This is a genomic window from Paenibacillus algorifonticola (assembly GCF_000971975.1).
GTDB lineage: Bacteria > Bacillota > Bacilli > Paenibacillales > Paenibacillaceae > Pristimantibacillus > Pristimantibacillus algorifonticola.
Genome location: NZ_LAQO01000053.1, coordinates 12,086 through 24,712 on the forward strand (window position 1 = coordinate 12,086; position 12,627 = coordinate 24,712).

Below are 12,627 nucleotides of genomic sequence, written 5' to 3' on the forward strand. Positions count from 1 at the left end.
ACTGATTTCATTCATTTATCCACAGCTTTCGATTTCTTGTCTGTAAGGCGTTCGATGAGTTGACTTTCCGAAGGGTACGTGCTTTAATTGAACTACCTGTTTTTTTTATGAAGAAGTACGGGAGGTGCAGAGTAAATGAGACCTACATTTAGACCGAATGTTAGCAAACGTAAAAAAGTGCATGGATTCCGCAAACGGATGAGCACGAAAAACGGACGTAAAGTTTTGGCGGCGCGTCGTCAAAGAGGCAGAAAAGTTCTTAGCGCATAAGCAAAAGACCACGTCGGGTGGTCTTTTTTTTTGCCTTATCGGCGATACTTTTGAACATAATAAGGAAAGAACGGTGAAATGGAGTCGTGCAAAGAAGATTGCGTCTGCGTAACCGTAGCGACTTTGGCCGGGTCTACCGGGGAGGCAGATCGTTCGCCAACGGGCAGTTCGTCGTATATTGGTCGAAGCAGCCTGTGGCGGAGCCTTTCCGACTGGGCATTTCAGCAAGCAAAAAAATCGGCAATGCGGTTGTTCGCAACCGCATGCGCCGTGTCATTAAAGAAATCATCAGATTGAATGAGGCACGGATCGTTCCAAAGGTCGACTTCATTATTATTGTAAGAAAGCCTGCGGTAATGATGGAGACGAGTCAACTGGAAAAAAGCATTATGCATGTGCTAAGGAAGGCTGGGCTCCTCAAACGATAAGCGTAGATAGCGTTATAACCCTGTGGGAACAATACGTTTTGCGTAGAAGGAGAAGTGGGTGGATAATAGAAATGGTTATCCCTGCTAATATTAAAAAAACGGTTACATAGGTATCGAAAATACCTCATGCCATTCCTTTCTTTTGTCCTACCAATTATGGTATAGTTTAAAGGATGAGAAGGTATAAGAAATATGTCTGTAACGATGCAGATTTATCTCATGCGAAACTGCGTAGTTTGTGCTGAATGGCGACGAAACCGTTTATGCTGGATAGGCGAAGCATCGGCTCTCAAGAGAGGAGTTTTCATGTTGTTTCGGAAAGAAAACCGTAAATGGCTTTTGGTTTTAGGCATGCTAATGGCAGTGGTAGTCATTGCAGGCTGCGGTACGGAGATAGCTCAAACGACAAGTACAGAAGATTTGCTTAAGGGAAACTTCTGGCAGAAAAATGTCGTTTATTATTTTGCGCTTACTCTTGATACGTTCGCAGATTGGTTCGGCGGTGCTTATGGCATAGCCATTCTGCTCATTACCATTATTGTAAGAACAGCCATTTTGCCGCTGACGATCAAGCAGTATCGCAGCTCGAAGGCTATGCAGGCTTTGCAGCCGCAAATCGCTGAGATGAAGAAGAAATACAAGGACGACCCTAAAAAGCAGCAGGAAGAGACAATGAAGCTGTTTCAGGCCAATCAGGTAAATCCGATGGCAGGATGTTTGCCGCTCATTATACAGATGCCTGTATTTATCGCATTGTATAATGCGATTTATATGAACCCTGAGGTGCGTACGCATGCTTTCTTGTGGTTGCAGCTAGGGGAGAAGGACCCTTATTACATTCTTCCCGTTATCGCCGCAGCGACAACTTTCATCCAATCGAAGATGATGCAGAAGCAGCAGACGCAAACAATGCCTGGTATGGGAGCTATGCTTGCCATTTTCCCAGTGTTGATTTTCGTCATGGCGATTAATTTCCCAGCAGCTCTGCCGCTTTACTGGATTTACAGCAACATTTACACAATCATTCAAAACTATTTCTTGTATGTGCGCAATGCTGAAAAAAAAGGCAATGACGATACAGGCACCAACGATAAACAATCTAAAGGTAAGGGTAAACGTAAGGGGGCCCTCGCGAAATGAAGAAAATCGTTGCATCAGGGAAAACGGTAGAAGAGGCTGTACAAAGTGGTTTGACACAATTAAATGTGGCTGAGGATCGTGTGAGAGTGGCTGTTCTTGAGCAGCCTTCCAAAGGATTCCTCGGTTTGATCGGCGTGAAAGAAGCGAAAGTAGAACTGGAGCTTATTCCTGATCCAACAAGTGAAGCTGAGCAGTTCCTTCTAGAAGTGGCGAGCACAATGGGGCTAGATGTATCCATTGAACGCAAGCAGACGAGGGAAGGCACGCAGCTTTCGATTTCAGGCGGGGGAGATCTCGGCATGCTAATCGGAAGGCGCGGGCAAACGCTCGATGCATTGCAGTACTTGGTTAATATTGTGGCAAACCGCTATTCGGACAGTCATCTTCGTATCGTACTTGATGCAGAGGATTTTCGCGAGCGCCGGCGCAAGACGCTGGAAGAGCTGTCAGAGCGCCTTGCGGGCAGAGTGATTCGCACGAAAAAAGAGGTGGTGCTGGAGCCGATGTCTTCCCATGAGCGGAAGGTCATTCATTCCCAGCTGCAAAATCATCCTCGTGTGAAGACATACAGTAAAGGTGATGAGCCGCATCGACGGATTGTCATAGCACTTAAGTGATACAATAGTACAGATTCGCAGCAATGGCTCCCGTGGTCATTGCTGTTTTTCCATTTGAGAGGTGCTGAACACAATGATACAAGATACGATAGCCGCGATTTCAACCGCTGTTGGAGAGGGCGGTATTGCCATTATCCGCATAAGCGGTCCGAATGCAATTGCGGGGACAGCTGCGCTATTTCAGAGCCGAACCGATCTGCGCGAAGCAGACAGCCATACGGTGCATTATGGGCATATCGTTCATCCGGCTACAGGCGAGCAGATTGAAGAGGTGCTGGTGACGCTTATGCGTGGGCCGCGTTCTTTTACAGCCGAGGATGTGGTGGAAATCAATGCTCATGGCGGCGTAGTGGCGGTTAAGAAGGTGCTCGATGTCGTGCTGATGCAGGAAGATATGCGATTAGCTGAGCCTGGCGAGTTTACGAAGCGGGCCTTTCTGAACGGGCGCATTGATTTAATGCAGGCGGAAGCGGTCATCGATCTTATTCGTTCAAAGTCGGATCGCGCTTTCTCCATTGCGCGTAAGCAGGCAGAAGGCTTGCTGTCCAAGCGGATTAAAGCGCTCCGGCAGACGGTCATTGAGCTGCTAGCGCATATTGAAGTAAATATCGATTACCCTGAGCATGATGTCGAGGAAATGACGACTGCTTATATTCGTGATCAAAGCCAAATTGCGCTGGATGAAATCGCTAAGCTTTTAAAAACAGCAAATGAAGGCAAAATATTAAGAGAAGGTATTATGACGGCAATCGTCGGCAGGCCAAATGTAGGCAAGTCGTCATTGCTTAATATGCTGGCGCAGGAAAATAAAGCGATTGTGACCGATATTCCCGGCACAACGCGTGATGTTATAGAGGAATATGTAACGCTTAACCATATCCCGCTGAGGCTGCTGGATACGGCAGGCATTCGCGAGACGAGCGATCTCGTCGAGCAGCTTGGGGTAGAGCGGTCGCATACGGCGCTTGCGGAAGCCGATCTTATTTTATTCGTGCTGAATTATAATGAGCCGCTGCATGCCGATGACCGTGAGCTGCTGGACCGAATGGCGGGCCGCCAGGTTGTATTGGTCATTAATAAAACCGACCTGCCGGGCAAGCTCGACATGGAAGAAATCGAAAAGCGTTTCAGCCCAGAAGCGATTGTCCGGATGTCAGTACTGCAGGAAGCGGGACTGGATTATTTGGAGAAGGCGATTAGCGGGATGTTTTTCGAAGGAAAGCTGGATTCCGGCGATTTGACCTATGTTAGTAATGTCCGGCATATTGCTTTATTGAAACGGGCGCAGCAGTCGCTGCTTGATGGTATTGCGGCATCGGAGGCAGGTATTCCAATTGATGTGATGCAGATTGACGTTCGCTCTGCTTGGGAGTCACTTGGTGAGATTATCGGGGATGCCGTCGGCGATTCATTGATTGATCAAATCTTTTCACAATTTTGTTTGGGCAAATAATAAGCGATCAATAGCCTCCGGACGAACATCCATCAGGCTAGCAGCGCTTTGGGAGGTACTTGGAATGGGATACGAAGCAGGGCAATATGACGTTATTGTTATCGGTGCGGGGCATGCAGGCAGCGAAGCTGCGCTTGCGGCAGCGCGTATGGGCTGTGAGACGCTATTGCTGACGATTAATTTGGATATGGTGGCATTCATGCCATGTAATCCGTCGATTGGCGGACCAGCGAAAGGGCATGTTGTACGTGAGCTGGACGCTTTAGGCGGAGAAATGGGCCGCAATATTGATAAAACCTTTATCCAAATGCGGATGCTGAATACAGGCAAAGGGCCTGCGGTTCACGCGCTTCGCGCACAGGCGGATAAGTTTGCCTACCAGCATGAAATGAAGAAGACGATTGAGGAGACGCCAAAACTGACGCTGCGCCAAGGAATGGCCGAGGAGCTGTTGGTGGAGGAAGGCAAAATTGTAGGGCTTGTGACGAAAACAGGCGCGATTTATCGCTCGAAGACGATTGTCCTGACAACAGGCACGTATTTGCGCGGTAAAATCATTATGGGCGAGTTAATGTATGAGAGCGGCCCGAATAACCAGCAGCCGTCGCTGAAGCTGTCTGCGAGCCTGAAGGAGCATGGCTTCGAGCTGGTGCGATTCAAAACCGGTACGCCGCCACGCGTGCACAAGGATACGATCGATTTTACAAAAACAGAAATTCAACCCGGCGATGAGCAGCCGAAATTTTTCTCGCATGAGACGATTTCCTCCAATAATGAGCAGCTTCCATGCTGGCTGACCTATACGTCGGAGCAAACACACAAAATCATCAACGATAATTTGCATCGTGCGCCAATGTTCTCGGGAGCAATCGAAGGCACGGGCCCAAGATATTGCCCATCGATTGAGGATAAAATTGTACGTTTTGCCGATAAGCCGAAGCATCAGATTTTTCTGGAGCCGGAAGGGCTGCATACGTCGGAGTATTATGTACAAGGACTTTCCACAAGCATGCCGGAGGATGTCCAATTAGGTATTTTACGATCAATCCCAGGTTTGGAAAAAGTTGAAATGATGCGCAATGGGTATGCGATTGAATATGATGCGGTTGTACCAACGCAGCTTTGGCCAACACTTGAGACAAAAGTCGTTGACGGGTTATTCACAGCTGGACAAATCAACGGTACTTCCGGTTATGAGGAAGCGGCTGGTCAAGGTGTTATTGCAGGCATTAATGCTGCCCGTAAAGTTCAAGGGAAAGAGCCCGTCATTATTGCACGCTCGCAAGGCTACATTGGCGTAATGATTGATGACCTTGTAACGAAGGGGACGAATGATCCTTATCGGCTGCTGACTTCCCGTGCGGAATATCGCTTGCTGCTTCGCCATGACAACGCTGACCTGCGTCTGACGCCGATTGGCTATGAGATTGGTTTGATTTCGGAAGAGCGTTATGAAAGCTTTTTGAATAAAAAAGCATTGGTTGAGCAAGAAATTGAGAGATTGCGTACGACGAAAGTGAAACCAGAAGAAGCACAGCCCGTATTAAAAGCTGCGGAATCAGCTGAAATTCCGTTTACTGTAGATGCGTTATCGTTGCTGCGCCGGCCGGAAATTACGTATGCGATGCTGGAAAGCATTATACCTTCAGAGCTTGCTTTGACAGAGGAAATGAAGGAGCAGGTCGAAATTCAAATTAAATATGCTGGATATATCGAGAAGCAGTTATTGCAGGTTGAACGACTGAGCAAAATGGAGAAAAAACGGATACCGGATGATATCGACTATTTAGAGGTACAAGGACTTGCTTCTGAAGCGAAGCAAAAACTGTCGGACATCAGGCCGTTATCCATCGGTCAGGCTTCCAGGGTAGCTGGCGTTACACCAGCCGATATTTCCATACTGCTCGTTTATTTGGAGCATTATAACCGCGTTGTAGCGGCGAGAGGATAGAAGAACAAACGATGGAACAGACGATAGAATGGTTTCCAAAGTTGATGCAAGAGCGAGGAATAACCTTATCCCAGCATCAGCTTGATCAGTTCGATACGTATTATCGCTTATTGGTCGAATGGAATGAACGCATGAATTTGACCGGTATAACAGAACGTGAAGCTGTATATGAAAAGCATTTTTATGATTCTGTTTCCCTTTCTTTCTTTATCGATATGGAAGCAATCAGCAAAATAGCCGATATTGGCTCCGGCGCAGGTTTTCCGAGCATCCCGCTTAAAATTTGCTTCCCGCATTTGAAGATTGTTATTGTCGACTCCTTGAATAAACGTATCCAGTTTCTTAATGCTTTAGCAGAGCAGCTGGGTATTGCTGACGATGTCAGCTGTGTTCATGGCCGTGCCGAGGATGTCGGCAGACTGCAAGGTCATCGTGATGCGTATGACTTGGTAACAGCAAGAGCTGTTGCTCGCCTGAATGTACTGAATGAGTTTTGTTTGCCATTTGTACGCAAGGGCGGCCTTTTCGCAGCGATGAAAGGTTCGCAAAGTGAGGAAGAGGTTCGGGAAGCGGGGACCAGCTTGAAGGAGCTGAAAGCTGCTGTTCGTTCTGAACATAGCTTCACTTTACCATTTGAACAATCCGAACGGCATATTGTGCTGATTGAGAAACGAGAAGCTACTCCGCGCAAATATCCTCGTAAAGCGGGAACACCGCTAAAACAGCCTATTTTGTAAATACGATTTATACGATCCATGTTTATAGATTTTAAGATTGAGGCAGATAAGTGGAAATGGTAAGTTTAGGATGTTTCACGTGAAACATTGCTTGCTATTTCCAGATTTCTGCTTGTATTTTTATTTGGCATTCAAGGCTGTCAAGCAGGAAATACTTAGGCGCAAGTAGAAATAAATAGAGAGAACAAAATAGCAGGCCGTTCTGTATTTTTGCAGAGCAGCACACATTTTTAAAAATATAAGCAGGCATAAGGTTTTGCTATATGCTGCTTATATTTCTCGGAATGAAACGCGCCGCGCCGTCAAAGGACGGAGACAGCCGTTTCACCTTAATAGTAAGCATAGATAAGCTAGACACGTAACATCTGCTGCTATTTCAAGGCGTAAGTCATAAATAGTCAGATAAGCAGATGGATCGTTTTCCTTTATATGCAAAACCATTTGTAGGCTTATGTAACAATTTCCGATTGTCTCGATTGAAGTGGAACAGAATACAAGCAAGACTGTTATTTGGCAGCACATCTTTGAAGCGGGCTCTGCTGATGGGGCCGTTTCTTGATCGGGTGGTAGTGGAAAAATGAAAGAACAACTTTCTCGTTTGTTTGGTTTGAATGACCAACGCAGCAACAACAATGAAGAGGTTAAACAAATTCCTGTTAATGAAATCGACACGAGTCCATTTCAACCAAGGTCGATATTTGATGATGAACGAATTGACGAGTTATGCCAGACGATTAAGACGCACGGCATTATTCAGCCTATCGTCGTTCGGATGCGGAATAACCGCTATGAAATTATTGCGGGAGAACGTCGTTGGCGTGCTGTAACGAAGCTCGGTTATGATACGATACCAGGCATTATTCGTGAGTTTAATGACTCGCAAACGGCGTCAATCGCGTTAATCGAAAATTTGCAGCGGGAAAATTTAACGGCTATTGAAGAGGCTGTTGCTTATCAGAAGCTGATTGAGCTGCATCAATTGACGCAGGAGAGCTTGGCGCAAAGATTGGGCAAAAGCCAATCAACGATTGCCAACAAGCTAAGATTGCTGGCACTTAACGATGTAGTTAAAAGTGCGTTGATGGAGCGTAAAATTACAGAGCGTCACGCACGGGCGTTGTTGGTCCTGCCTACTGAAGAACTACAGCTTCAAGTGCTGGAAGAGATTATTTCCAAAGAACTCAATGTAAAACAAACGGAAATTCGGATCGCTTTTCTGAATGAGACAGTCAAAGCCAAAAAAGCAAAACGGGTATCTTTTACGAAAGATGTTCGGCTTGCTCTTAATACGATTAGACAATCTATTGAGATGGTGTCAGGCTCCGGTTTGCAAATTAAGACAAATGAGAAGGATCACGAAGATCATTATGAAATAGTGATTCACATTCCTAAACGTTAAGCGTATGATTCGTTAAAGGGACTCGTAAATCCTCATTTGCATGTAGATACTATTAAATGCGATAATAGATTTAACTGCTGCCGTCCTCGCTGCTTGCTGAGGGCGGCGAATCCATTTATGCTAATATTACTTACTACTATGCGATGTCCCTCTACTGGACGGTTACCGCTTGTACTGCTTCTTTGTTAATAGCTTTTACACAGAGTATAGAGGTGAAAGACTTGTCTAAAATTATAGCAATAGCGAATCAGAAGGGTGGCGTCGGCAAAACGACGACATCAGTTAATTTAGGTGCTTGTCTGGCGACGCTCGGCAGGCGGGTGCTGCTTGTTGATATTGATCCGCAAGGCAATACGACTAGCGGAGTAGGTATTAACAAGGCGGATGTTGAAAGCTGTATTTATGATGTGCTTGTTAATGATATCCATCCGCAGGAAGCAATGGCAGATACAAAAATTCCTGGGCTGAAAATCATTCCTGCTACGATTCAACTTGCTGGAGCAGAGATTGAATTAGTTCCAACTATTTCCAGAGAAGTCCGTTTAAAGAAAGCGCTACATTTATTAAAGGATGAGTTTGATTATATTTTAATTGACTGCCCGCCATCTTTAGGATTATTAACGATTAATTCCTTGACCGCTGCTGATTCGGTCATCATTCCGATTCAATGTGAATATTACGCCCTGGAGGGCTTGAGCCAACTGCTGAATACGGTGAGATTAGTACAAAAGCATCTAAACACGACGCTGCAAATTGAAGGCGTATTGCTCACGATGCTCGATGCCAGAACGAATCTAGGTATTCAGGTTATTGAGGAAGTGAAGAAATACTTTCAACAGAAGGTATACCAGACGATTATTCCACGTAATGTGCGTTTAAGTGAAGCGCCTTCTCATGGACAAGCGATCATTACGTATGATCCCAAATCGAAGGGTGCAGAAGTATATCTTGAACTGGCGAAGGAAGTGATTACGTATGAGCAAGCGGCTAGGTAGAGGTCTGGATGCGCTTATTCCATCGCTTTCGGTAAACGATGATGATAAAGTCATAGAAGTTGCAATTACGCAATTGCGACCGAACCCTTACCAACCACGGAAAACATTTGATGAGCAGTCTATAAAAGAATTGGCCGAATCGATTAAGCAGCATGGTGTCATTCAGCCCATTATTGTTCGTACTGTAATGAAGGGCTACGAGATTATTGCAGGGGAACGCCGATTCAGAGCATCGCAGCTTTGCGGCAACACGACCGTTCCTGCAGTTGTCAGATCTTTCTCGGATCAACAAGTTATGGAAATTGCGCTGATTGAAAATTTGCAACGCGAAGATCTGAATGCGATAGAAGTGGCGATAGCTTATCAGAACTTAATGGACAAGTTCAAATTAACACAAGAAGAGCTTTCTATGAAAGTTGGCAAGTCCAGATCGCATATTGCTAACTTCGTGAGATTGCTGGCATTGCCAGAGTCTATTAAAGACAATGTTTCACGTGGAACAATTTCCATGGGACATGCCCGTGCACTTGCAGGTATTAAGGATTTAAAAGTGCAGCTAGAATTGGCCGAACTCATTATCAATCAGGGCTGGAGTGTACGTGAACTGGAGGAAGCGATTCAGAAGCTGGAGTCGATGAAGGATGAGGAAAACAATGATGGCAAACAGGCGAAAGGCAAAACGAAGAAGCGTGACCCTTATATTGAAAGCTTAGAGGAGTCGCTCAGAGAACGATTCAAAACAACTGTAAAGATTAAGCAGCAAAAGGAAAAAGGTAAGATCGAACTTCAATATTATAATAAACAGGACTTGGAACGGCTTCTGGAGATGCTTCAATACATGGCGTAGTCTTGATAAGATAGCATACCCGAGGTGTAATCTTTGATCCTGAAGATTAAACTAAGGTATGCTATTGTTATGAGAAGATATGTTAGTGATGGTGGGAGTGGATGGATGATGAATGCTGATCGTGAAAAAATCATTTATTTAGATCATGCTGCAACGTCATGGCCGAAACCTAACTCGGTTATTGAAGCAGTTCAGCATGCTATGCTGCATGATGCAGCTAACCCGGGAAGAGGCAGTCATCGGATGGCTGTTCGTGCGAGCCGTGTGTTGTTTGATACTCGAAAGCAGCTAGCTAAGCTGTTTCGGGTGAAAAACCCTAATGACATTGCTTTTGCAGGCAATACGACAGGTGCTTTGAATATGGCGATAAAAGGTTATATCAAAGAGGGCGATCATGTAGTTGCTACTGGAATTGAACATAATTCCGTAAGGCGGCCATTGGAGTTTTTGAAGCAGTCACTCGGGATAAAGGTCACCTACGTAGAGGCAGACGAACAGGGGAATATAACGGTTGATCAAGTTCGAGATGCGATTATACCGCAGACGACGCTGGTTATCGTGAGCCATAGCTCAAACCTGCTGGGAACCATCGTTCCTTTAGCTGAGATCGGTGAGCTTACCCGCCAAAGAGGCGTGAAGCTGCTAGTGGATGCTGCTCAAAGTGCGGGGGTTTTGGAGATCGATGTTGAAGCAATGGGAATTGATATGCTTGCATTCCCTGGACATAAAGGGCTGCTCGGCCCACAGGGCACAGGAGGCTTGTACATCCATCCGGAGCTGGACCTTGTCCCGATGCTGCATGGAGGCACTGGGAGTCAATCTGAGGCGGCTGAGCAGCCTCATGTGCGTCCAGATCGTTATGAAGCGGGGACGCAAAATACACCCGGTCTAGCAGGTTTGAAGGCAGGCGTGGAATATGTTCTGAATGAGACGGTTCATAAAATCCATACTAAGGAATGGGCGCTTACTCAGCAGATGATGGAGGGGTTATCTGCGATAGAAGGAGTCAGGCTGCTTGGACCGAAGCTTGGAGAGCAGCGGACAGGCATGGTTTCTTTTGTGGCGGAAGGCGTGGATCCTTCGGAGATGTCTTTTATTTTAGACCAGCATTACCAGATCGCTGTGCGTGCAGGCTTTCATTGTACGCCGCTTGCCCATACTTGTGCAGGTACGATGGCTACGGGAGCTGTTAGAGCGAGTGTGGGCTATTTTACAACGGAAGCGGAAGTGAGTGCTCTAGTTGATGCTGTACGTGAAATACGTACACAATATAAAATTTAATTTATTTCTGGGGGCGGAAAGGTTTACATGAATGATTGGATGAACAACCCTTTATACGGCTTGTTGGCATTGCTGGTACTGCTGCTTTTTATTATTTTAATTTGGGTCATAACGCTTGGAAGAAGGCTCAAAAAACTGCGCAAGCAGTACGTCGAGGTTATGGGGAATACGGGTGTTACGAATATTGAAGAAGTCGTTATTGGGTTGAAGCAGGAAATAGCCGAGCATGCGCGGCATTCGAGAGCAGTAGAGGCGCAGCTGGAACAACTGGAACGGCGCCAGCTTGAGGAGAAGGGACGCTTGGGTGTTATTCGCTATAATGCGTTCTCGGAGCAAGGAAGCGACCTTAGCTTCTCCATCGCGATTGTAAATGCGGCGCAAGACGGAGTCGTCATGTCGAGTATTCATAGCAGGGATAGTGCTTATGTGTATGCCAAGCCGATAGAGGGCGGGAAATCAACGTATCCGTTAACGCCGGAAGAGCTGCAGGCGGTTGCGAAAGCGAAATAAAAAGGACGAGCCTAGAGCTGGAGGCTGCATCATTCGGCTGAGGCGGCTTGCTCCCTAGTTTGAAGCATGACACGATTGCTGCCCATTATAGCGGAGAAAAGGCTGAAAGCAATAAGGTCGGCCATCTTGATGACAAGATGCAGACGGGTATTTTGCAGCACGAAATATTCCATAAAACCGCCCACATTCACAATGCCGGTAATATGCATATCGCCCACAGGCGGGAGCTCCTTATTAACACCGGCTCCAGGGCGTACCGGACCCGTCCCAATATGAATGGAGCCAATGCTGGAAACTTGTCCTAAACAAGCATCAATACCAATGATGAATGGATTATGGTGGTTTTGATGGATAAGTGCCAGTGTATCGGTCAGATTCATTGCGTGAACCGGCTCTTCCAACGTGCCGTATAAAGCAAAGTAAGGGCTGTTGTATTTTGCGAGAGAGGTTCCGATTATGGGGCCGAGTGAATCGCCCGTTGAACGGTCGGTGCCCACACATACAATGATGAGCGGCCTGGCGCCTGAAAGCTCATTGAGCATAAGGGAGAGGCGGTTTACGATTAACGTCATGGCGTTGGTATCGGTATGCGGAACTTTCAAAGGCGCATCTTTCAAAAAAGAAAGTTTCATAGAATCCCTCCGTTATAGCTAATATGTTATCTAGTATATGGATGGGACAACCATTTTATACGTCATAAACCCACTGATTACGTTGCGTAAAAAGAGGGAGAGGAGAAAACTGGCTTATGTTGATTGCCTTTGATTCCACACAGCAGGCATTGCGCGCGGAAATGCTGCTCGAATATGCGGAAATTGAAATAGATATTTGTCCAACCCCTAAAGAGATTACAGCAGGTTGTGCCTTGTCCATTCATTTTCCAGAGGACGATTTGGATACGGTGCAGCAAGTCATTGTGTCTGAGAAAGTTGAAATAAGAGGGATTTTTAGACCTATTCATTTGGGATATGAACAAGTGAATCCGTAGGAGGAAATAGC

General features: G+C 46.1%; 14 protein-coding genes. 13 read left to right on the top strand and 1 reads right to left on the bottom strand.

Features of this window, described 5'->3' with window-relative positions:
* Positions 1 to 135: 135 nt before the first annotated feature.
* The 12 genes from rpmH to WH37_RS31230 all read left to right on the top strand — a co-directional run bounded on the left by rpmH (position 136) and on the right by WH37_RS31230 (position 11,628).
* Positions 136 to 270 (top strand): 50S ribosomal protein L34, encoded by a 135-nt coding sequence (gene rpmH / locus WH37_RS35140; protein ID WP_074904820.1) that lies wholly within the window; start codon positions 136 to 138, stop codon positions 268 to 270.
* Positions 271 to 356: 86 nt separating this feature from the next.
* Positions 357 to 698: a ribonuclease P protein component gene (rnpA, locus tag WH37_RS31180; protein ID WP_046234564.1), complete on the top strand. Its 342-nt coding sequence runs from the start codon at positions 357 to 359 to the stop codon at positions 696 to 698.
* A gap of 306 nt (positions 699 to 1,004) precedes the next feature.
* On the top strand, positions 1,005 to 1,838 hold the full coding sequence (gene yidC, locus WH37_RS31185) for a membrane protein insertase YidC (RefSeq protein WP_046234565.1): 834 nt from the start codon (positions 1,005 to 1,007) through the stop codon (positions 1,836 to 1,838).
* Entirely contained in the window at positions 1,835 to 2,455 is a 621-nt protein-coding gene (gene jag / locus WH37_RS31190) for an RNA-binding cell elongation regulator Jag/EloR (protein WP_046234566.1), read from the top strand. Before yidC ends, jag begins: the two co-directional genes overlap by 4 nt.
* A gap of 73 nt (positions 2,456 to 2,528) precedes the next feature.
* Positions 2,529 to 3,908 carry a tRNA uridine-5-carboxymethylaminomethyl(34) synthesis GTPase MnmE gene (gene mnmE, locus WH37_RS31195; RefSeq protein WP_046234567.1) on the top strand — a complete coding sequence of 460 codons (1,380 nt, stop codon included), beginning with the start codon at positions 2,529 to 2,531 and terminating at the stop codon, positions 3,906 to 3,908.
* Positions 3,909 to 3,972: 64 nt separating this feature from the next.
* Positions 3,973 to 5,859, top strand: a complete 1,887-nt coding sequence (gene mnmG / locus WH37_RS31200; protein WP_046234568.1) for a tRNA uridine-5-carboxymethylaminomethyl(34) synthesis enzyme MnmG — start codon at positions 3,973 to 3,975, stop codon at positions 5,857 to 5,859.
* 11 nt (positions 5,860 to 5,870) lie between these two features.
* Entirely contained in the window at positions 5,871 to 6,596 is a 726-nt protein-coding gene (gene rsmG / locus WH37_RS31205; protein WP_046234569.1) for a 16S rRNA (guanine(527)-N(7))-methyltransferase RsmG, read from the top strand.
* A gap of 577 nt (positions 6,597 to 7,173) precedes the next feature.
* Positions 7,174 to 7,995: a nucleoid occlusion protein gene (gene noc, locus WH37_RS31210; RefSeq protein ID WP_046234570.1), complete on the top strand. Its 822-nt coding sequence runs from the start codon at positions 7,174 to 7,176 to the stop codon at positions 7,993 to 7,995.
* 221 nt (positions 7,996 to 8,216) lie between these two features.
* Positions 8,217 to 8,990, top strand: coding sequence for a ParA family protein (locus WH37_RS31215; RefSeq protein WP_046234571.1), 774 nt, complete (start codon positions 8,217 to 8,219; stop codon positions 8,988 to 8,990).
* Positions 8,971 to 9,837 carry a ParB/RepB/Spo0J family partition protein gene (locus WH37_RS31220; RefSeq protein WP_046234572.1) on the top strand — a complete coding sequence of 289 codons (867 nt, stop codon included), beginning with the start codon at positions 8,971 to 8,973 and terminating at the stop codon, positions 9,835 to 9,837. Before WH37_RS31215 ends, WH37_RS31220 begins: the two co-directional genes overlap by 20 nt.
* A gap of 108 nt (positions 9,838 to 9,945) precedes the next feature.
* Positions 9,946 to 11,118, top strand: coding sequence for an aminotransferase class V-fold PLP-dependent enzyme (locus WH37_RS31225; RefSeq protein WP_046234573.1), 1,173 nt, complete (start codon positions 9,946 to 9,948; stop codon positions 11,116 to 11,118).
* Between the two features lie 27 nt (positions 11,119 to 11,145).
* A complete protein-coding gene (locus WH37_RS31230; protein WP_046234574.1) occupies positions 11,146 to 11,628 on the top strand; it encodes a DUF4446 family protein in 483 nt (160 codons plus the stop codon).
* Between the two features lie 29 nt (positions 11,629 to 11,657).
* On the opposite strand, the gene yyaC is transcribed toward WH37_RS31230, so the two are convergent.
* Entirely contained in the window at positions 11,658 to 12,260 is a 603-nt protein-coding gene (gene yyaC, locus WH37_RS31235) for a spore protease YyaC (RefSeq protein ID WP_046234575.1), read from the bottom strand.
* A 116-nt stretch (positions 12,261 to 12,376) separates the two neighbouring features.
* Between yyaC and WH37_RS31240 the strand changes: the two genes are divergently transcribed.
* Positions 12,377 to 12,616, top strand: coding sequence for a putative Se/S carrier protein (locus tag WH37_RS31240; RefSeq protein ID WP_046234576.1), 240 nt, complete (start codon positions 12,377 to 12,379; stop codon positions 12,614 to 12,616).
* The last annotated feature ends 11 nt before the right edge of the window (positions 12,617 to 12,627 follow it).

Excerpts from the sequence above, each read along its gene's own strand:
- rpmH (WP_074904820.1), top strand. The coding sequence starts at position 136 with ATGAGACCTACATTTAGACCGAATGTTAGCAAACGTAAAAAAGTGCAT.
- yidC (WP_046234565.1), top strand. The coding sequence starts at position 1,005 with ATGTTGTTTCGGAAAGAAAACCGTAAATGGCTTTTGGTTTTAGGCATG.
- jag (WP_046234566.1), top strand. The coding sequence starts at position 1,835 with ATGAAGAAAATCGTTGCATCAGGGAAAACGGTAGAAGAGGCTGTACAA.
- mnmE (WP_046234567.1), top strand. The coding sequence starts at position 2,529 with ATGATACAAGATACGATAGCCGCGATTTCAACCGCTGTTGGAGAGGGC.
- mnmG (WP_046234568.1), top strand. The coding sequence starts at position 3,973 with ATGGGATACGAAGCAGGGCAATATGACGTTATTGTTATCGGTGCGGGG.
- rsmG (WP_046234569.1), top strand. The coding sequence starts at position 5,871 with ATGGAACAGACGATAGAATGGTTTCCAAAGTTGATGCAAGAGCGAGGA.
- noc (WP_046234570.1), top strand. The coding sequence starts at position 7,174 with ATGAAAGAACAACTTTCTCGTTTGTTTGGTTTGAATGACCAACGCAGC.
- WH37_RS31220 (WP_046234572.1), top strand. The coding sequence starts at position 8,971 with ATGAGCAAGCGGCTAGGTAGAGGTCTGGATGCGCTTATTCCATCGCTT.
- WH37_RS31225 (WP_046234573.1), top strand. The coding sequence starts at position 9,946 with ATGAATGCTGATCGTGAAAAAATCATTTATTTAGATCATGCTGCAACG.
- WH37_RS31230 (WP_046234574.1), top strand. The coding sequence starts at position 11,146 with ATGAATGATTGGATGAACAACCCTTTATACGGCTTGTTGGCATTGCTG.
- yyaC (WP_046234575.1), bottom strand. The coding sequence starts at position 12,260 with ATGAAACTTTCTTTTTTGAAAGATGCGCCTTTGAAAGTTCCGCATACC.
- WH37_RS31240 (WP_046234576.1), top strand. The coding sequence starts at position 12,377 with ATGTTGATTGCCTTTGATTCCACACAGCAGGCATTGCGCGCGGAAATG.